Below are 18,245 nucleotides of genomic sequence, written 5' to 3'. Positions count from 1 at the left end.
ACGCTGAGAGGGAGCGGTTCCATGAGTACACGCAGCAGCACAGCCCTGCCGGACGGCGGCCTGAGGAATCCCGGTCCTGGGCTGCTCACGCTGGACCCGGTCCACACCGCCCTGCTGCACGGCCTCGACGACCTGCTGACCGGTCTGGCCGCACGGCTCGCCGCACCGGAGGTGGTCGGTCCGCCGCTGCTGTCCGTGGAGGGCCTGGCCCGGCTGGACTACTTCCGCAACTTCCCCCATCTCGGCGTCTCCGCCGGGCGGTTCACTCCCGAGGCGCTCGACGGTCTCGCGGCCGGCGAGGATCCCGGAGAGCTGCCGCTGCGGCCGACCGGTCACCTGCTGCCCTCGGCCACCTGCTACGGACTGCTGCTCTCCCTGGAGGGCCGGGACGTCGGCGAGGACGGACTGCGGCTCTCCGCGACCGGCCGCTGCTTCCGCAACGAGACCCACTACGACGGACTGCGGCGCCTGTGGGGCTTCCACATGCGCGAGGTCCTGTACCTCGGCACCAAGCAGGGCGCGGTCGAACACCTGGAGAGCGGCGCCGAGTTCGTCAGGGAGCTGGCCGGACTCCTGGGCCTCGACCTCACCCGGGCCACGGCCGACGACCCGTTCTACGACCGGGGCGGCTCCCGGGCCCGCCTCATGGCGCTCGACCCGGTCAAGCACGAGTTCAGCGCCCCCGACGGCACGGCCATCGCCTCCGTGAACCGCCACCGCAACTTCTTCGGCGAGCGGCTGGACATCCGGGCGGGCGCCGAGGGCCCCGCGTACAGCGCCTGCGTCGCCTTCGGCGTCGAGCGCTGGGTGCACGCGATGATCCTCGCCCACGGCACCCCCGAGCAGGCCCTCGCACGACTTCGCGCCGCCCGGGCCGCGTGAACCCGACTGCCCCACAGGAACATCCGTAACCGCAAGGAGTGACCCGCACCATGGAACGCATCGCCGAGTGGCTCCACGAGAAGAACCCCGGCCTCGACGGCCCGATCGACGGCGACGAGGACCTCATCGAGGCCCGGCTCATCGACTCGATGGACTTCCTGGAGTTCATCGACCTCCTGGAGGAGATCTCCGGCGACAGCATCGACCTCCAGGAGGTCACCATCGACGACTTCCGCACACTGAACCGCGTGGAGCAGCGCTTTCTGACCCCCGCCGCGGGGTGAGCGCCGGGGCCCGCCCCGCGGATCTCGGCCAGGGCCGCGGCGGCCTGCCACCGGGCCGGGACGGTCGTACGACGCTGGCCGTCGTCGCGACCACCGGCGAGGTCCTGTCCCACCCCCGGCTGCACGAGGGACTCCTCGAACCGTGGGAGCTGCGGCGGCTCGCCGCGGTACGCGTCCCGAGCCGCCGGGACGACGTGCTGGCCGCACGGCTGCTGCTGCGGCTGTGCGTCGCCCGGTTCACCGGGGGGTCACCCGACGCGCCGGCGCCGGCCCAGTTCTGCGCCGGGTGCGGGCGGCCCGGCCACGGCCGGCCGTACCTGCGGGACCGCCCCGGCGTGGGCGTCAGCCTGAGCCACGCCGACGGGCTGGTCGCCGCGGCCGTCGGTCCCGGTGCCGTCGGCGTCGACGTGGAGCCCTCGGCACGCAGACCGGGCCCCCTGTCGGTACTCCGACGGGTCCTGCCCGAGGCCGACGTACGGGAGGCCGCCGCCGCGCCGGACCCCGGCGCGGCCCTGCTCCGCCTGTGGGTGCGCGCGGAAGCCGTGCTGAAAGCCGGTGGGGACGGTCTCCGTCTCCTCGAATGGACGGACCCGCGGAGGGCGGCCGTGGTGGCGGTGGCCGGCACGGCCCCCACCAGGACCTTCGCACTCGACCACGAACCCGTGGACCGGCGGAGCCGGGATCAGGAGGCGGCCGAGCCCCAGGCCGTGGTGAGCCCGTCCAGCCACGCGGGCGGCAGCTCGGCGGCGTCCCACTCCTCGTGCAGCGCCGTCGGCGCGGCGGCGAGCCGTTCCAGTACGGCGACGCTGGTCGGGGAGTGGACGAGCGAGTAGCGGCCGTGGATCGCGATGGCGCTGCCGGGGCCGTACTCGGCGTACAGCCGCTCAAGGCGCGCGTGATGGGTCGTCGAGAACTCCGTCAGCCGCCCCGGGTACCCCGCCCGCTGCCGAGGGCTCATCGTGCCGAGGACGGCGGTGAGGACCTGCTCGGTGGCGTCGGGATCGAGGTCGGAGACGGCGGTGTACGAGAGGTAGAGCGGCGTGATCGCGACCTTCGCCCGTTCCATCTCCGCGCGCCCGACGGGAGAACGGTCGTCGGGCGAGGACACCGACGGATCCGGGGCGAGGGCGTGGCGCAGCGTGCGCTCGGCGATGTCCGCGAGCGCGTCGGCGGCGGCCCGCGTGCCGTCGTGCCAGCCGGCCTCGTAGAGCTCGCCCTTCTCTCCCGGCGCGCTCCGTCCGCTCGCGCCGAGCTCGGTGTGGGCGAGGGCGAGGGCGCCGGCCTCGACGAGCCCGATCAGCTCCTCGGCGTCGCCGGACCAGACCCCTGCCCTGGCCAGGAGCTGGAGGAGCGTCCTCTTGGCGTTGAGGACACTGGCCGCGTCCAGCTGCTGTCGTCCTTCGTCCGCGGCGTTCACGGGCTCCTCCTCACCCAGACACGGGACACGCGCCCCGCCCCGGACACTAGCAGCGGACGATCACCCGATCACGAGACCCGAAGGGCATGCCGGGGCACCGCCCCGGCTGACCGGGCGAATGTCGGGCCGGCCGCGTGGCGCGGGGGCCCGCGGTGGTACCTCGTGGCCATGCAGCCGGGCACAGCACCGCCGGTGACCCCGTTCCTCCGCACGGCCGCCGCGTACGCGTGGCGGCTGCTGATCGTCGGTCTGCACGCCTACAGCCTGTTCGCCGTCCTGGGCCGCTTCCACGAGATCGGCGTCGCCCTCTTCCTCGGCCTGGTGGTCACCGCGCTGCTGCGCCCGGTCGCCGACGTCGTCGCCCGGGGTCTGCCCCGTCCCCTGGCGGTGGCCCTCATCCTGCTCGGCGGCATCGCGCTCGTCCTCGGTGTGCTCGCGCTGGTCGGCGAGGCCGTGGCGGGGGAGCGGACGACGCTGGTGCGCGAGTTCAGGGAGGGCATCGGCCGGATCGAGGACTGGCTGGGCCGGCCGCCGTTCCGGCTGCACCCGGAGGCGCTGTCCGACCTGCAGGCCAGGATCGGCCAGTTCCTGTCCAGCCACCGGTCGACCCTGGTCAGTGCGGCGCTGAGCGGAGCGGGCCACGTGGTGGCCGTCCTCACGACACTGGCTCTGGCGCTGTTCTCCGCCGTGTTCTTCATCCACGCCGGGGACCGGCAGTGGGCATGCATCACCCTGGCGGTCGCCGCCGTGGTGGCGCTCGCGTCGCAGGGACCCGTGGTGGCGCTGATCGTGATCGCGCTGATCGTGGTGATGGGGCAGATCGAGGGGCACCTGCTGCACCCGCTCGTCATGAGCTGGGCCGTGCGGCTGCACCCCTTGGTGGTGGCCGTCTCGGTCATCGCGGGCTCGATCGCGGCCGGCATCGTGGGGGCGGTGGTCGCCGTGCCTCTGGTGTCGGTGGTCTGGTCGGTCCACACGGCCCTCCGTGACGCGCGCGCGACGACGCGTGAGGGGCCCGCGGGCCTGTTGTGACGGGGCTGCGGGCCTGTCGTGACAGGGCCGGAGGCCTGCTGTGACGGGGCCGAGGGGGGGGTCCGGGCGACGCGAGAGCGAAAGAAGTTCCGTCCCAAAGAGCCCTCCGGCCCATTACGTGATACAGTAGTTATCAGTTGCAGTTGTGGTTCCCATAGACTTCAAGTGCTTAGGCGGGATGTTTCCGTCAGAGCACTTTTTGTGTTTTCGGTGCTTTTTCCGGACGGGGCAATCATCGCGGCGACGCCGGGGTTCACGCAGTGTGAATTCCGGGTAATGCCTCGAAGGAGATATCGCATGGCTACCGGCACCGTTAAGTGGTTCAACTCGGAAAAGGGCTTCGGCTTCATCGAGCAGGAGGGTGGCGGCCCCGACGTCTTCGCCCACTACTCGAACATCGCGTCCTCCGGCTTCCGTGAGCTGCAGGAGGGCCAGAAGGTGAACTTCGACGTCACGCAGGGCCAGAAGGGCCCGCAGGCGGAGAACATCACCCCCGCCTAAGCTTGACGAGTTCGACGTAGCCGGTGCCCCCCACCCCCAGGGTGGGGGGCACCGGCCGTCGCCGTTTTACCGGGTCCGAAACCCGCCGTCGGCCGCAGGCCGTTGCCCGGCGGGTCCCCGGCATTCCGACACCGGATGCCGTGACGTACCGCACCGTACGGATGTGCCCGGATTCGTACAGGTACTGTTCTCGGCCCGTTCCTGCAATTCCTCCCGCACATTCACGCGGTGGATTCCTTGATACGCGCCGCATCGCAGCAACGCCGCATCGTCGCATCGAGGAAGGCATCACCCATGAACCGCACGGACCGCAAGAACGACAGCCGCCGCGCCATCCCCTCCAAGGGAGAGTTCGCGCTGCCGGCGACCGTCACCCCCGCCCTGCCGCCCGCCGACACCTTCGCCGCCATGGAGCTCCCCGCGGAGGTGCTGCGGACGCTGACCGACCTCGGCGTCACCACCCCGTTCCCGATCCAGGCCGCGACCCTGCCCAACGCGCTCGCGGGCCGCGACGTCCTGGGCCGCGCGCGCACCGGATCCGGCAAGACGCTCGCCTTCGGCCTCGCGCTCCTCAGTCGCACCGCCGGCCGGCGCGCCGACGCCAAGAAGCCGCTCGCCATGGTCCTCGTCCCCACGCGGGAGCTGGCCCAGCAGGTCACCGCCGCCCTGGAGCCGTACGCCAAGGCCCTGAAGCTGCGGACGGCGACCGTCTTCGGCGGCGTGTCGATCAACAAGCAGGTCGTCGCGCTGCGTGAGGGCGCCGAGGTCGTCGTCGCCACCCCCGGCCGCCTCATGGACCTCGTCGAGCGCCGCGACTGCCACCTCGACCAGGTCCGGATCACCGTCCTCGACGAGGCCGACCAGATGACCGACCTCGGCTTCATGCCCCAGGTCACCGAGCTGCTCGACCAGGTGGCGCCCGGCGGGCAGCACCTGCTCTTCTCGGCCACCCTCGACCACAACGTCGACCTGCTGGTCCGCGAGTACCTCGACGACCCGGTGGTCCACTCCGTCGACCCGTCGGCCGGCGCCGTCACCACGATGGAACACCACGTCCTCCAGGTCCACGGACCCGACAAGTACGCCACCGCCACCGAGATCGCCGCCCGCGACGGCCGCGTCCTCATGTTCCTGGACACCAAGCACGCCGTGGACCGGTTCACCCGGCACCTCCTCGGCAGCGGCGTCCGAGCGGCGGCGCTGCACGGCGGCAAGTCGCAGCCGCAGCGGATCCACACCCTGGAGCGGTTCAGGACCGGCGCTGTCACCGTCCTCGTCGCGACGAACGTCGCCGCCCGCGGCATCCACATCGAGGACCTCGACCTCGTCGTCAACGTCGACCCGCCCGCCGACCACAAGGACTACCTGCACCGCGGCGGCCGTACGGCGCGGGCCGGCGAGTCCGGCAGCGTCGTCACCCTGGTCACGCCCGACCAGCGCAAGGACGTGGCCCGCCTCATGGCGGACGCGGGCATCCGGCCGGAGATCACCCAGGTCCGCTCCGGCGAGGCCGAGCTGACCCGGATCACCGGCGCCAAGACCCCGTCCGGCGTCGCCATCGGAGGCAACGCGCCGGTCACCCCGGAGCGCTCCCCGCGCGGCGCGGCCTTCCGCGGCATGGGCACCGTCCCCGGCAAGCCCGGCCGGGCCAAGAACGAGTCCCGCCGCTCCGCCGAGGCGCGCAAGCAGGCCGAGGCCCGCCAGGCCGCCCGCATCCGGCGCGGCGCCTGACCCAAGGGTGGCCCAAGACCGTAGAGACCGGTCTTGCTTCCGCGCCGGAGTCGTGATCGTATGTCCCGTCTGTTTCATGATCATGACCATGGGGGGTTACGAATGACCGGGAACATGGACCGACGGTCGCTCATACGCGGAATGGCGACGGCCGGCGCGGGCGCGGCGGGCGCCATGGCGCTGGGCGGAAGCCCCGCGTACGCCGCGGGCGCGGGGGACGACCCGTACAGCGTCGACGTCATCAGCAAGGGCGCGGACCCGACCGGCGCCACCGCGAGCGACGCCGCCTTCCGCGCGGCCGCCGCCGAGGTGCTCGCCTCCTTCCAGCCGGACCCGATCTCGGGCGCCGTCCCGAAGAAGGTGCTGGTCATCCCGCCCGGCACCTACCTGCTGACCCAGCCCGACTCGCTGCTGCCCAACGTCAACGGCGAGGGCGGCGGCGGCATCGTCGACGGTCTCTCGATCACCGGCTACGGCAAGCGGCTGTCCCGCATCGTGTACGCGCCGACCGCGAACGACACCACGCTGTGGACCAACTACCAGCGCTACAAGAACATCCGGATCTCCGGGCTGACCTTCACGAGCGAGAACGCCACGTCGAGCTTCTGCTACGCGTACTCCTCGGCCGCCTACGGCGTGCAGGACACCTGGTACACCGACGTGGAGTGGCGCGGCGGCTGGAAGCGCGGCATCGGCCTCGACGGTCCGGCCACCACCTCCAACCTCAACAGCGAGATGGGCTGGGACCGTTGCCAGGTCGGCGGCTCCTACTCCGACGCGTTCCTCGTCATGGGGATGACCACGGCCGCGACCCAGCAGGACCAGTTCCTCAACTACTGGTTTCGCGACTGCAAGGTCGAGTACCAGTCCGGCGTGTTCGTGAAGAACAACCGCGGCGGCTCGATGAACTTCGTCGGCGGCTCGTACATCCTCACCGACGCCGCGTCCAACGGCACCTTCTTCCAGCTCACTTCGGACGCTGCCACCCGGTCTGACTCCACCATGCGCCTGTACGCCCAGGGCATCCGGTTCGAGCTGCGCGGCCTCGGTCACAAGGTGATCGACTCCCGCTGGTACAAGGGCAGCATCAGCTTCGTTTCGTGCGACGACACCGCGCTGAGCTTCAAGTCGTGGGCTCCGGACGCCGTGACCCACACCTACGCCTTCAACGCGAACGGCGACCGCGGCCCGACGGTCCGCTACACCGACTGCGCCCTGATGGGCTCGCACCAGGTGGCGACCGGCGCCACCGCCACCACCGCGGGCAAGCTCATCTACGACGGATGCCGATTCATCGACATGACGTCCGCGACCGGCGCCACCGGCTTCCTGCGGTGGACCGGAACGACCGCGCCCCGGTACGAGATCCGCGACTGCCTCGGCGGCGCGACCTACGTAGCGGACGTCAAGAACCCGGCCTGACGTTCCGGCCCGGCGCCACCCCGTGACCACCCCGTCCATGGAGGGAACACCATGATCGGCGAGCTCGTGCCCGGTTCGGTCGCCACGGAGTGGCGCCTCGACGATTCCGAACCGGTCACGCTCTTCCCCGAGGAGACGGCACTCGTCGCCAGAGCGGTCGAGCGGCGGCAGCGGGAGTTCGCCACGGTCCGGCACTGCGCGCGGCTCGCGCTGGGCCGGTTCGGGGTGCCCGGGGTCCCTCTGACACCGGGCCCGCGCGGGGAGCCGCGGTGGCCGGCGGGCATCGCCGGCAGCATGACCCACTGCGACGGCTACCGGGCCGCCGCGGTGGCCAGGACGGCCGACGTCGTGTCGCTCGGCATAGACGCCGAGCCCGCCGGGCCCCTGCCGGAAGGTGTCCTCGCGGTGGTGTCGCTGCCCGAGGAACGCCGCCACCTGGCCGCCCTGGAGGCCAGGGTGCCGGACACCTCCTGGGAGAAGCTCCTCTTCAGCGCCAAGGAGAGCGTCTTCAAGACGTGGTACCCGCTGACCGGGCGCGAACTGGACTTCGAGGAGGCGGTGGTCGAGTTCACCCCGGAGGACGGCGAAGGCCGGGCGGGCACCTTCGACGCCCGGCTGCTCGTCCCCGGGCCGACGGTCGGCGGTGCTCCGCGGGAGCATTTCACCGGCCGCTGGCTCGCCAGGGGCGGACTGGTGATCACGGCGATCGTCCTGACCCGGTAGCCCGCCCGCGGTCACCCGCCCGGGATCACCCGCCCGGCCCGGGATCACCCGGCGACGATCACCCGACCGCGGTCACCGCCTCCGGCAACCCGCCCCGGCGCGCGATCTCTTCATCAGGAATTCACGGGCGTCCGGCATCGTCTCCCTCCCATTTTCCTTTCGGGCCAGGGGGAGCGCCATGCCGCACGGGGAGACACCGGAGACGGACGGGACGGCCGAGGCCGAGCGGGCCGTCGCCGCGCTGCGGCGCGCGGCGGCCGCCGACCCGGCCCGCCGCCTTCCCGAACTCGCTCACGCCCTGCTGGCCTTGGGCTCCCTCCTCGCCGGCGACCCGGACCGCCACGGCGAGTCCACCGACATCCTGCGCGAGGCCGCCGAGGTGTACCGGGGACTGGCCGAGGACGCGTCGGATCCCCCTCTCGCCGGCCTGGCCGTCGCTTCACACCGACTGGCCCTCGGCCTGGGTGTCGTGGGACGGCGTGAGGAGGCCCGCACCGTGGCGCGCGAAGCCGTCGGTCTCTGGCGCCGGATCGTGGAGCGGCGCGTCGACGGCAGCCGCGGTGAACTGGCCGCCGCTCTGGTCAATCTCGGCAACCAGCTCGCCGAGACAGGACACCACCACGAGGCCCTCGACCGGATCACCGAGGCCGTGGAGATACGGCGCTCCCTCGTCGACCCGGTGAGCGGAGCGGGCCGCCACGAACTCGCTTCAGCACTCGGGGACCTCGGCATCAAACTGGGGGAGATGGGCCGCCGGAGCGAGGCCCTCGACGTGCTGCGGACGGCTGTCGGCACGTACCGCGAGAGCGAGGCCGCGGGGCGGGTGCGCGGGGCCGCGACGCGGGACACGGGGGAGCTCGCCGAGCACGCGGCGGTCGCCTTCGCCGCCGCCCGCACGCTCATCGGCCTCGGGCGCACCGAGCAGGCCCGCCCGTATGCCGCCGAAGTGGCCGCGCTCCGCGCCGAGATCGCCGCGCGCGAGCCCCGAGCCACCGCGTTTCTCGATCGGCTCCTCCACGGCTATGGGTACCGGATCACCCGGGAGGGCGGGATCGAGAGGGAGGAGCGGGTGGCCGGGGGAGAAGGAGGAAGGACTGGGGGAGGGGGAAGCGGCGCCCTCGAAGAGGCCGAGCGGCTGAACGCGCGCGGTATCGCCCTCGCGGACTCCGGCCAGGTGGACCTCGCCGGGCAGGCCCTGACCGAGGCCGTCGCCCTCGCCCGTACGGCAGCGGCCGACCGCACCACCGGAATACTCGTCGCCCTCGCCCGGACCCTGCACAACCTCGGTCTGGTACGGGCCTGGGCCGGCCGGCGCGCGGAGGCGCTCGAAGCCGCCGACGAGGCCGTCCACCTCTCCAGGCGCTGTCTCGTCGCGGCACCCGACGCCGTCCGGCCCCTCCTCGCCGAGGCCGTGGACAGCCTGGGCAGCCGGCTCGCGGCCCTCGGGCGTCACCGCGACGCCGTCGCACCCGCGACGGAGGCCGTGGCGCTCTACCGGCAACTCGCCCACACCGACCCGTCCTTGTACAAGGGAGAGCTCGCCCGGACGCTGAACAACCTCAGCATCCGGCTCACCGACAGCGACCGGCACACCGAGGCGCTCACGGTCACGGAACAGGCGGTCGACCTCCAGCGGTGCCTGCACCGCCGTGACCCCGAGACGCACCTCCCCGGCCTCGTCCACGCCCTGTCCAACCTCGCGCTCCGGCTGGCCCGCGTCGAACGGCCCGACGAGGCCGTGCGCCCCACGGCGGAGGCCGTCCGGCTCCTGCGGTCCCTGGACCGGATCCACCCGAGCAACGACGTCGCCGCCCTGGCCGAATCCCTGGACTGGCTCGCCTGGTACCTGCGGAAGCGGGGCCACCGCGAAACCGCCCGGGAGGCGGCGCGGGCGGCACAGGACCTGCGCCGGCGCGTCCCGAAACCGGGCAGGTGATCCGTACGACACCGGACCACGGGGGCTCCGGCCGCGCGGCGCGGGGGGAACCGCCGGGCGCCCGCCGGCGTCCGTACCCGACATGAGCGCTGGGGACCGGGCGGAGAGTCCCGGGAGCGATGACGGGGACGAACGTGACGAGCATGAGGAACGCGACGAGCGTGGCGAACGCGAAGAGCCCGACGAGCGGGTGCTGAACGGCGTCGGCTGTCTGCTCGCCGTCGCCGGCCTCCTGGTCGCGGCGGTCTACGCGGTGCCCCGGGCGGCGTACAGCTACGACGGCGGCTTCGAGAGCCAGTACACCGACTGGGGCGTGGTCTTCGTCGACGTGCCGCTGATCCTCGTCGCCGGGTTCGCCCTGCCGACCCTGACCTGGGTGGCGGCTGCCCGACGTCTGCGGCCGTGGCCGGCGGCGGTCGTCTGCCTGGCCGTCGTCGCGCTCGGGCTCTGGGGCCTGGACACGGCCTGGCACCCGAAGCAGGGACCGGATCCGGGGTACGGGCCGGGGATCTGACGGCCGCGCGCACGCCCGGTCCGCGACGGGAGTACGGTCTTCGTGATCACGTACGGACGGGGCACGGGGCGTCCCCGCAGGTGAAGAGCGAGGAACCGTATGACACAGGAACAGCGCACCCAGGTGACGGTCGTCTCCTACCCGGTGGGGCACGTCGTCGGCGGGCGGGACGAGGTGCGCGACGACGAGTGGGGCGACGTGGAGGCGGTCGTCCGGCTGGACGCGGCGTCCTTCGGCCCCGAGGCGCTGGCCGGGCTCGACGCCTTCTCGCACCTGGAGGTCGTCTACCACTTCGACCGCGTGCGGCCGGACGCCGTGCAGACCGGGGCCCGGCACCCGCGCGGCAACACCGAGTGGCCGCTGGTCGGGATCTTCGCCCAGCGCGGGAAGAACCGCCCCAACCGCCTCGGTGTCTCGCGCTGCCGGCTGATCCGCGTCGACGGCCTGGACCTCCATGTGCGGGGCCTTGACGCCGTCGACGGCACGCCGGTCCTCGACATCAAGCCGTACATGGCCGAGTTCGGCCCCCAGGGGGAGACCACCCAGCCCGCCTGGGCCGACGAGATCATGCGCCGCTACTACTGAGCGAGGGCCCGACGGCGACGGGTCTCCTGTGTGCGTGTACTGCTGGTGGAAGACGACGAGCCGATCGCGGAGTCCCTGCGGCGCGGGTTGCTGCGCTACGGGTTCGAGGTGGAGTGGGTGACCACGGGAGCCGCGGGACTCGCCGTCACCACGCCCTACGACCTCGTGCTGCTCGATCTGGGCCTGCCCGACACCGACGGCCTCGACGTCTGCCGGGCGTTGCGGCTGCGCGAGGACGTGCCGATCATCGTGATCAGCGCGCACAGCGACGAGACGGACCGCGTGGTCGGCCTGGAGATCGGGGCGGACGACTACGTGTCCAAACCCTTCGGGGTGCGCGAGGTCATCGCCCGGAACCGGGCCGTGCGGCGGCGGTCACGGCCCGAGAACCGCCCTGCGGGGCCGCAGAGTTACGGCTCGCGGCTCAGCGTCGACCGGAAGGCCGGGCGGGTGCGGCTCGACGGTGCCGAGGTGGCGCTGACGCCGAAGGAGTACGATCACCGCCCAACTCCGCGGCGATACAGAGGAGTCGGTATGCCGCGAGGCCACCACGATGGCGCTGCTCCTCGGTGACGGGGACGAGCCCGCCCGGCAGGCGCTCGCCCGGATCGTCACCGTGCCCGTGTACGAGGGGCGGCACGCGGTACGGGGGCCGGGGGAGGAGGAGCGGATCACGGGCGCCGTCCGCATCCGCTACGCGACCGCCGACCTCAGCGACCGGCTGTGGCGGATCTGGGGGTTCGGGGCGATCCTCGCGATCGGGGTGCTCGCGTTCGCGGCCGGCCTCGGCGCTGTCGTGGCCCGGCTGTTGACCAAGACCCTACGTCAACTCAAGGACTTGGCAAGCCGGTTCGGGGACGGTGACCTGACGTCCCGCTCGCCCGTCACGGGACCGCAGGAGACGCGGACCCTGGCCCGGACGCTCAACCAGGGCGCCGAACGCTCGACAGCCTCGTCGCCTCGCAGCGCATCATCGTCGCGGACGCCTCGCACCAGCTGCGTACCCCGCTGACCGCGCTGCGGCTCGCACTCGACAACATCGCGGACGGCGTCGACGACGACTTCGTACGGGAGGACGTGGACCAGGCCACCGCAGAAGTGGTCCGCATGAGCCGGCTCGTCAGCGCTCTGCTCGTGCTCGCCCGCGCCGAGGCCAAGGTGGCCGCGCCCGAACCGCTCGCCCTGCGCGAACTCGTCGAGGACCGGCTGAACGTGTGGCGGCCCGCCGCCGACGAGCGCGGGGTGACGATCGTCCTCGCCGGACCCGCCGACGACGGCCCGCCGGTGCTCGTCGGCCGGACGGCGGCTGAGGGGCCCCGGTGGATCAGCCCTCGGCCGGGACCACCGAGGAGTGGTGGTTGACGATCAGCCACTGGCCGTCGCGCTTCTCGTACTCGTAGGTGTAGCGGGCGTCGACCACCTTGGTGACACCCGTCTTCGGGTCGGTGAGGTGGAACCGGTAGAGACCGGCGTCGATCGCCGAGTTCCGGTCGAGGACGTGGATCACCGAGCGGACCTTCTCGCCCCGCGGCTTCTTCTGCAGGAAGTGCGCGAAGTAGTCCGCTATCTCCGCGTGGTTGGTGCGGATCCTGGGTGAGGCGGTCGGCAGCAGCACGGCGTCCTCGGCGTACCGGTCGGTGACCTTCTCCGGGTCGCCGGTCAACAGCGCCGCGTTCCACTCGTCGAAGAGCGCGGCGATCTCCCGCTCGCCGGCCAGGCCGCGCTGTTCCCCCTCCTTCTCGTCGCTCCTCTCGCCGGCCACCCCGATTCCGGCGGCGAAGGTACCGAGCGTGGCCACGGCGAGCGTGGCGGCGAGGACGGCACGGACACGGGACTTGGGCGTCATCGGGGCTCCTGCGGCGAGTGGACTTCTCCCGAACACCGAACGGTTCGAGTGGTGCCACTCTCGCGGCCGGTGGTCCAACGCCCGTACAGCGGATGGCAAGAGCCCGGTCAAGACTCGGGAAAGACCTCGTCGGCGTCTCGGTCGTGGACGGGGCCGTCGACGATGCCCCGGACGGCGCCGAGGGCCAGGAGGTCCCGGGGGCGCAGCCGGAGGAGGTCGGCGACGGTGGCGGATTCCTCGGGGGTGCGCTTGAGGATCGCCGTGGCGAGTTCCGGTGCGATGACGGAGAAGTAGCTGTCCGGGGTGGCCCAGGTGTTGTCGGGAGCGGCGAGGGCGAGTGCGCCGCCCGAGCCGCCCTCCCCGATGAGGAGGGTGGTGAGCGGGACGCGGGCGGTGGCGACGGCTTCGAAGAGGGCGGCGATGGCGGGGCCCGCTCCTTCCCGTTCGGCCCGGGGGTCGTTGGCGGCGCCGGGGGTGTCGACGAGGGTGAGGACCGGGATCCCGAGGCGGTCGGCCAGGCCGACGAGGCGGGCCGCGGTACGGAAGCCGGCGGGCCGGGTGGCGGTGCCGCACTGGGCGGCGTAGGCGACGGTGCGGCCGTCGGGGCGCTGCCCGAAGCCGCAGAGCATGCCCGGGTCGGTGCCTCCGCAGCGGTCGCCGGAGATCTCGGCGCGGTGCGTGAAGTGGGCGTCGAGGTAGGCGGGTGCCCGGGGCCGGTCGGGGTGCCGGGCGCGGGCCACGGCCTCGCGACCGGACTCGGCGCGTGGCAGGGTGTCGGTGTCGGTGTCGGTGTCGGTGTCGGTGTCGGTGTCCGTCCCGGTCCCGGTGCCGATGTGGGCGTCCTTGCCGGCGCCCGTGCCCGTGCCGAGGGCGTACGGGGGAGGGACCGGGCCCTCGGCGGGACGCGTGAGGAGCGTGAGCCAGCGGCCGATCGTGGCGCGCAGCTCCTCGGGCGGGACGACGGCGTCGATGTGGCCGTGGGCGAGCTGGGCCTCCGCCGTGTACGCGTCCGGATCGGCGTCCGGCGGGCGCACCCGCGAGCCCGCGAAACCGACCTGGGCGCCCGGCAGGGCGAGCGCGATGTCGGAGCCCGCCCCGAGGGTGGCCCAGCCGCCACCGGTCGTCGGGTCCCGCAGGACCGCGATCTGCGCCAGACCGGCGGCCCGGGTGAGCGCCGACTCGCGTGCCAGCACCTGGAGTTGGAGGAGGGCCCGCATGCCCTCGTGCATCCGGCTCCCGCCGGTGGCGGGCAGCACGACCACGGGCAGCCGCCGGGCGCGGGCGAGCCGGTGCGCGGCGACGGCGCGCGCTCCGGTCCGCTCGCCGATGGAGCCGCCGAGGAACCGGAACTCGAAGGAGATCAGCACCACCGCCACGCCGCCGATCGTGCCCGTACCGCAGATCACCGACTCGGACTCGCCGGACCGGGCGGCGGCGCGGCCGTGCGCGGCGGAGTAGCCGGGCCAGCCGATCGGCCCGTCCTCTTCCAAAGGCCCCTCGGAGCAGGCTAGTTCGGTGAAGTCGTCGGTGACGAGCGCGATCGCCTCGCGTGCCGTCATCGGGTCAGTCATGCGCGCCTCGCCGCTCGTCGCCGGGTCTGTCCGTACGGGTTGGTCGGTGGAGCGCCTCCACCGTACCGTCGGCCGGTCGAGGCGCGACGGAGTGCCCCGGCCCGCGGGGCGAGCGGAGACACGACCGGCCGTACGGACAGGTCAGACGCCGGGCCGTGGCTCCGGCGCGGGTCCGGCCGCCGCTCCGGCCGGCGCCGCCGTCCCGCTCCCGGCCTTCGCCGGTTCCCGGCGCCGGCTCCTGCGCCAGGGGCGGCGCCGGGGGCGGTCGGGCAGCCAGCCGAAGGCGAGCGAGCTGCCGACGAGCCCCAGCGTCATGCCGATGACGAACCCGCCGAGGTTGGAGGTCACCCAGCTCCCCAGGGACGCCAGGACACCGACGACCGAGTAGAACAGCCGCTGGCGCGGGTTGAGGACGACGAGCAGTCCGCAGATCACCATGAGGACGGGCAGGACGTAGCCCACCAGGCTGTCCGCCCCCGCCGTGAGGATCACGGTGATGCTCGCCCGCTGGGTCAGCAGGATCTCGGCGCCGCCCAGGGCGAGCGTGAGGCCCGCGCCGAACGGGCGGCGGTACCGCCATTGCCGGAAGGCCCGCCAGGGATGGCGGGGGCGGCCGGACGCCACGTTCAGCAGCCCTTCGAGCTGAAACGCATGTGCAGGTCGGGCAGGGTGAACCGGACGGCGGTCGTGGCGTAGTTGGTCTGCCGCAGGTCCTTGATGCGCACCGTGTCGGCCTGTTGGCCGAACACGCCCAGCGGCCCCTTCACCGGGGGCTTCTCGAAGGTGCTGGCGTCGCCGCCGATCTCGATGTTGTCGAAGTCGGCGACCTTGCCGGAGATGTCCGTGGAGTCGGTGGTGAGCCCCGAGGCCTTGACCGGGGTGCCCTTGGCGCCCGCGGTGATGTGCAGGTAGGTGCCGCCGAGCTCCACGCTCTGGCAGAGGTTGGTGAGTTCGGCCTCGCGGATCGCGGTGACGATGACCAGGACCTGGCCGCCGGTGTCGCCGGCGTTGGGGCTGCCCTCGGGCATGTTGTCGAGGCCTCCGAACTGCCCGAAGCCCCGGCCTTCCAGGCTGTCGGCGGTCACCGTGAACGGCATGCCCGAGATGGCGAACTGGGCGGCGAGGGCCCCTTGCGCGGTCAGCACCACGAGGGTGGCCGCCGCGGCGAGGGCGGGCCCGCCCATCAGGGCGGCGCGGCGGAACCGGACCCGGCCGCGTCTGCCGGATCCCTCGTCGGGTAACGGGGTGTGCGGGTCGGTGGGGGTGTTTTCGGACAGGGCCATGAGGTGCTCCTGACATGGGTGAGGAAACAGACCTGCGCGGCGGCGTCCTGGCGCGGACCGTTCCCCGAGCTGCCCGGGTCTTCCTCGCGTGGTGCGGAGGCAGACGTGCCGCAGGGAACTTCCCGGACCGTAAGGCTTGTGGTTACCCGGGGTCAACCAGCGTGCATGTGCTGCCTGTTGGTCATTCGACGATCGATCATTCAGGGGTGAACGGAGCCACGACGACGTGCACGAGGGTGTCGAGCAGCGGGGGAAGATCGGCGAACCGCCCCTCGTCGACCGCGCGATGGACCGCCGCGTGCACGGCGCCCACCACGATGTCCACCAGCTCGCCCCGTGCCACCCAGGCCGGCCCCGGCGGCGCGTCCGCGAAGAACCGTCGAAAACTGGCCAGAAGTTCCGCGCGGGCCCGGCGACCCGCGGGCCCCACCGACTCGATCTCGACCACCATCGTGGCGAAGGCGGGGTTCTGGGTGAGCAGGGTCAGGAGCACCTGCAGCCCGGCCCGTACGGAGGCCGGCCAGTCCGCCGCGCCGCCAGCCTCGTCGTACGCCCGCTGCATGGCGCGCACCACCTGCTGCGTACCGCCCCGGTAGGCGGCGATGACGGCGTCCTCCTTACCGGAGAACAGCTCGTAGAACACCGGTCGGGTCACCCCGGCCTCGCGGCAGATGTCGCTGATGCGCGCTCCGGCGTAGCCGCTCTCCGCGACCGTCCTGGCCACCCCGTCGAGCAGTCGCTCCCGCTGTCGCGAGGCCACCTGCTCGGGGCTCAGCCGACGCGGCCCGGGGCGCAGGGAGCGCCCCGGCTCGCGGCCCGAGCGGGCCCCGGGCAGGACGAGCTCCTCCTCCGCCTCGCGGGCACTCGTCATCGGCCACATCCTTCCGGGCTTGTTGACGTCACATACTCGGCAGGATTACAACCCTCGTGGGTTTTCCTCTCGGTTCGCCGAGTGTCATCGGGTGTTCTCACCTGTTCGGTGGAGCCGCTCCCCGAGGGACGGGACGCGTCCCCACCGCACACCGCACCGAGTATCACGCTCCGCACCCCTCACGAACACCGCTGCCGGACATCATCCGTGGCGCCGGACCGTTCCGGCAGCGGCCGCACCGCGCTCCGTACACCCCTACGTCCACACCCCCCACCCTCCGTCACCCCTCTCTCCGTACGGAAGGAAGCATCCCCATGCGCAAGCACGCTCTCCTCGCCGCCGTCACCCTCGCCGTCTCCGCCACGCTCGCCTCGACCGCCCAGGCCGGTGCCTCGGGTGCCGCCGCCGGCGAGGTCCTCACCACCGGCTCCGCCGCCGGGACCGCCGTCGCGGTCGGTGACGTCCTCTCCGCCTCGCTCCCCACCGGAACCAAGGCCCGGATCGCCACCACCCAGGGCGGCAGCACGGGCATCACCTGCGGCACCTCCGCGTTCACCGCCACGGCCACCGGCAACCCCGCCGCGCCCGGCACCGCCACCGAGACCGTCACCGCCCACACGCTCAGCAGCTGCACCACCAACATCGTCGGGGCCACCGGCGTCCAGAGCATCACTGTCAACAACCTGCCGTTCAGCACGGCCGTCGTCTCCGGCGGGTCGCTCACCGTCACGGCGGGCGTGGCGGGCCCGATCCAGACCACCCTGAAGATCAACAGCATCCTCGGCGTGATGACCTGCGTCTACCGGGCCGGCAGCCTCACGGCCACGCCCTCCAACACCGACAACTCCCTCACCTTCACCGACCAGCTGTTCACCAAGGCCAGCGGCCCCGGCACCTGTCCGGCCAACGGCTACTTCTCGGCGAAGTACGGACCCGTCCTGGACACCAGTCAGGCGGGCAGCCCCGCCGTCTTCGTGAACTGATCCGGCTCGCGGCCACGCCCCCCTCCCCGTGCGGGTCCCCGTACGCGGAGGGGGCGTGGCTCACGCGAGAATGCCGCTCCCGTGCGGGGCGTACAGGTCAAGGAGCCGGACCCGGGTCACGTTCAGCCGGTGGGCCAGGATGGCCCCCACCCAGAACATGACCGAGGCGCCGAACTCCGTGTCCGAGCGGCACATCGACCGGACGGCGGGGGCGTCGAACTCGTACGCCCGTACCGGCGTCATCGCCTCGGCCCCCGACTGGCACAGGTACGGCGGGAACATCCACGACAGGCCGACCAGCTCGCCGTGGCGCAGGGTCTCGATCACCGGCGACCCGCGGCCCGGCACCTTGGCGTCGAGCGTCACCGCTCCCGTCTTCACGATCCAGAACCGGTCGGCGCGCTGCTGCTCCTCGAACAGCCGGTGACCGGAATCGAAGTACACGTTCTCGGCGAAGGCCATCAGCCGCTCCCGGTGCTCCGGCGGCAACGTGCTGACCTTGGGCGCGGCACTGATCATGGCGGACCCTCCTCGGACACTCGGCTCCCACCCCCCAGTGTCCGCCAGGCCGCCCCCGCGCGCAGGGACGGTCCGGGCGTGCGGCGAGGACCGGGCGTGCGGGTACGGGCCAGGGTGTGTACGAGGACGGGTCCGGGCGTGCGGG

At 72.7% G+C, this 18,245-nt stretch carries 18 protein-coding genes and 2 pseudogenes; 14 read left to right on the top strand and 6 right to left on the bottom strand.

What is annotated here, in order from left to right:
* The first annotated feature begins 21 nt into the window (after nt 1–21).
* The 13 genes and pseudogenes from ACWFR1_RS11270 to ACWFR1_RS11210 all read left to right on the top strand — a co-directional run.
* Nucleotides 22–882 carry a hypothetical protein gene (locus ACWFR1_RS11270; protein ID WP_453549138.1) on the top strand — a complete coding sequence of 287 codons (861 nt, stop codon included), beginning with the start codon at nt 22–24 and terminating at the stop codon, nt 880–882.
* A 50-nt stretch (nt 883–932) separates the two neighbouring features.
* Nucleotides 933–1,166, top strand: a complete 234-nt coding sequence (locus ACWFR1_RS11265) for an acyl carrier protein (protein ID WP_453549136.1) — start codon at nt 933–935, stop codon at nt 1,164–1,166.
* 44 nt (nt 1,167–1,210) lie between these two features.
* Entirely contained in the window at nt 1,211–1,999 is a 789-nt protein-coding gene (locus ACWFR1_RS11260) for a 4'-phosphopantetheinyl transferase family protein (RefSeq protein WP_453549272.1), read from the top strand.
* 752 nt (nt 2,000–2,751) lie between these two features.
* On the top strand, nt 2,752–3,615 hold the full coding sequence (locus ACWFR1_RS11255; RefSeq protein WP_453549270.1) for an AI-2E family transporter: 864 nt from the start codon (nt 2,752–2,754) through the stop codon (nt 3,613–3,615).
* 297 nt (nt 3,616–3,912) lie between these two features.
* Nucleotides 3,913–4,116, top strand: coding sequence for a cold-shock protein (locus ACWFR1_RS11250; protein WP_024760785.1), 204 nt, complete (start codon nt 3,913–3,915; stop codon nt 4,114–4,116).
* Nucleotides 4,117–4,410: 294 nt separating this feature from the next.
* Nucleotides 4,411–5,847 carry a DEAD/DEAH box helicase gene (locus tag ACWFR1_RS11245; RefSeq protein WP_453549132.1) on the top strand — a complete coding sequence of 479 codons (1,437 nt, stop codon included), beginning with the start codon at nt 4,411–4,413 and terminating at the stop codon, nt 5,845–5,847.
* 141 nt (nt 5,848–5,988) lie between these two features.
* Nucleotides 5,989–7,269 carry a hypothetical protein gene (locus ACWFR1_RS11240; RefSeq protein ID WP_453549130.1) on the top strand — a complete coding sequence of 427 codons (1,281 nt, stop codon included), beginning with the start codon at nt 5,989–5,991 and terminating at the stop codon, nt 7,267–7,269.
* Between the two features lie 51 nt (nt 7,270–7,320).
* Entirely contained in the window at nt 7,321–7,992 is a 672-nt protein-coding gene (locus ACWFR1_RS11235) for a 4'-phosphopantetheinyl transferase family protein (RefSeq protein ID WP_453549127.1), read from the top strand.
* A 178-nt stretch (nt 7,993–8,170) separates the two neighbouring features.
* Nucleotides 8,171–9,928, top strand: coding sequence for a tetratricopeptide repeat protein (locus tag ACWFR1_RS11230; protein WP_453549125.1), 1,758 nt, complete (start codon nt 8,171–8,173; stop codon nt 9,926–9,928).
* Between the two features lie 82 nt (nt 9,929–10,010).
* Complete coding sequence (locus ACWFR1_RS11225) at nt 10,011–10,442, top strand: hypothetical protein (RefSeq protein ID WP_453549122.1); 432 nt, start codon at nt 10,011–10,013, stop codon at nt 10,440–10,442.
* 99 nt (nt 10,443–10,541) lie between these two features.
* The gene (locus ACWFR1_RS11220) at nt 10,542–11,027 is read left to right on the top strand and encodes an SAM-dependent methyltransferase (protein WP_453549120.1); all 486 of its coding nucleotides are present in this window, start codon (nt 10,542–10,544) and stop codon (nt 11,025–11,027) included.
* Nucleotides 11,028–11,057: 30 nt separating this feature from the next.
* Nucleotides 11,058–11,525, top strand: a pseudogene (locus ACWFR1_RS11215) (response regulator transcription factor); the annotation flags it as partial.
* Nucleotides 11,521–12,320: pseudogene (locus ACWFR1_RS11210) on the top strand (histidine kinase dimerization/phospho-acceptor domain-containing protein); the annotation flags it as partial. The pseudogenes ACWFR1_RS11215 and ACWFR1_RS11210, both read left to right, overlap by 5 nt.
* Nucleotides 12,321–12,351: 31 nt before the next feature.
* Here the strand turns inward: ACWFR1_RS11210 and ACWFR1_RS11205 are convergent.
* From ACWFR1_RS11205 to ACWFR1_RS11185, 5 genes are all read right to left on the bottom strand, one after another.
* Nucleotides 12,352–12,873 carry an SgcJ/EcaC family oxidoreductase gene (locus tag ACWFR1_RS11205; RefSeq protein WP_453549118.1) on the bottom strand — a complete coding sequence of 174 codons (522 nt, stop codon included), beginning with the start codon at nt 12,871–12,873 and terminating at the stop codon, nt 12,352–12,354.
* Nucleotides 12,874–12,980: 107 nt separating this feature from the next.
* Nucleotides 12,981–14,444, bottom strand: a complete 1,464-nt coding sequence (locus ACWFR1_RS11200; RefSeq protein ID WP_453549116.1) for a carboxyl transferase domain-containing protein — start codon at nt 14,442–14,444, stop codon at nt 12,981–12,983.
* Nucleotides 14,445–14,585: 141 nt separating this feature from the next.
* Nucleotides 14,586–15,068, bottom strand: coding sequence for a DUF6114 domain-containing protein (locus tag ACWFR1_RS11195; protein ID WP_453549114.1), 483 nt, complete (start codon nt 15,066–15,068; stop codon nt 14,586–14,588).
* A 2-nt stretch (nt 15,069–15,070) separates the two neighbouring features.
* Entirely contained in the window at nt 15,071–15,727 is a 657-nt protein-coding gene (locus ACWFR1_RS11190; protein ID WP_453549112.1) for a DUF6230 family protein, read from the bottom strand.
* A 196-nt stretch (nt 15,728–15,923) separates the two neighbouring features.
* Complete coding sequence (locus tag ACWFR1_RS11185) at nt 15,924–16,598, bottom strand: TetR/AcrR family transcriptional regulator (RefSeq protein ID WP_453549109.1); 675 nt, start codon at nt 16,596–16,598, stop codon at nt 15,924–15,926.
* Between the two features lie 314 nt (nt 16,599–16,912).
* Between ACWFR1_RS11185 and ACWFR1_RS11180 the strand changes: the two genes are divergently transcribed.
* Nucleotides 16,913–17,581: a Tat pathway signal sequence domain protein gene (locus ACWFR1_RS11180; protein WP_453549107.1), complete on the top strand. Its 669-nt coding sequence runs from the start codon at nt 16,913–16,915 to the stop codon at nt 17,579–17,581.
* Between the two features lie 60 nt (nt 17,582–17,641).
* Here the strand turns inward: ACWFR1_RS11180 and ACWFR1_RS11175 are convergent, their stop codons facing one another.
* Complete coding sequence (locus tag ACWFR1_RS11175; RefSeq protein WP_453549104.1) at nt 17,642–18,100, bottom strand: Crp/Fnr family transcriptional regulator; 459 nt, start codon at nt 18,098–18,100, stop codon at nt 17,642–17,644.
* Nucleotides 18,101–18,245 lie beyond the last annotated feature (145 nt).

The sequence above is a fragment of the Streptomyces sp. NPDC055103 genome, from assembly GCF_053607625.1.
Note: the sequence above shows the minus strand (reverse complement) of the source record. Positions and strands in the feature narration are given on the sequence as shown.

Bases quoted from the DNA above. Each gene is read 5' to 3' on its own strand.
- ACWFR1_RS11220 (WP_453549120.1), top strand. From the start codon at position 10,542: ATGACACAGGAACAGCGCACCCAGGTGACGGTCGTCTCCTACCCGGTG.
- ACWFR1_RS11240 (WP_453549130.1), top strand. From the start codon at position 5,989: ATGGCGACGGCCGGCGCGGGCGCGGCGGGCGCCATGGCGCTGGGCGGA.
- ACWFR1_RS11205 (WP_453549118.1), bottom strand. From the start codon at position 12,873: ATGACGCCCAAGTCCCGTGTCCGTGCCGTCCTCGCCGCCACGCTCGCC.
- ACWFR1_RS11245 (WP_453549132.1), top strand. From the start codon at position 4,411: ATGAACCGCACGGACCGCAAGAACGACAGCCGCCGCGCCATCCCCTCC.
- ACWFR1_RS11270 (WP_453549138.1), top strand. From the start codon at position 22: ATGAGTACACGCAGCAGCACAGCCCTGCCGGACGGCGGCCTGAGGAAT.
- ACWFR1_RS11200 (WP_453549116.1), bottom strand. From the start codon at position 14,444: ATGACTGACCCGATGACGGCACGCGAGGCGATCGCGCTCGTCACCGAC.
- ACWFR1_RS11175 (WP_453549104.1), bottom strand. From the start codon at position 18,100: ATGATCAGTGCCGCGCCCAAGGTCAGCACGTTGCCGCCGGAGCACCGG.
- ACWFR1_RS11250 (WP_024760785.1), top strand. From the start codon at position 3,913: ATGGCTACCGGCACCGTTAAGTGGTTCAACTCGGAAAAGGGCTTCGGC.
- ACWFR1_RS11225 (WP_453549122.1), top strand. From the start codon at position 10,011: ATGAGCGCTGGGGACCGGGCGGAGAGTCCCGGGAGCGATGACGGGGAC.
- ACWFR1_RS11265 (WP_453549136.1), top strand. From the start codon at position 933: ATGGAACGCATCGCCGAGTGGCTCCACGAGAAGAACCCCGGCCTCGAC.
- ACWFR1_RS11190 (WP_453549112.1), bottom strand. From the start codon at position 15,727: ATGGCCCTGTCCGAAAACACCCCCACCGACCCGCACACCCCGTTACCC.
- ACWFR1_RS11255 (WP_453549270.1), top strand. From the start codon at position 2,752: ATGCAGCCGGGCACAGCACCGCCGGTGACCCCGTTCCTCCGCACGGCC.
- ACWFR1_RS11235 (WP_453549127.1), top strand. From the start codon at position 7,321: ATGATCGGCGAGCTCGTGCCCGGTTCGGTCGCCACGGAGTGGCGCCTC.
- ACWFR1_RS11230 (WP_453549125.1), top strand. From the start codon at position 8,171: ATGCCGCACGGGGAGACACCGGAGACGGACGGGACGGCCGAGGCCGAG.
- ACWFR1_RS11180 (WP_453549107.1), top strand. From the start codon at position 16,913: ATGCGCAAGCACGCTCTCCTCGCCGCCGTCACCCTCGCCGTCTCCGCC.
- ACWFR1_RS11185 (WP_453549109.1), bottom strand. From the start codon at position 16,598: ATGACGAGTGCCCGCGAGGCGGAGGAGGAGCTCGTCCTGCCCGGGGCC.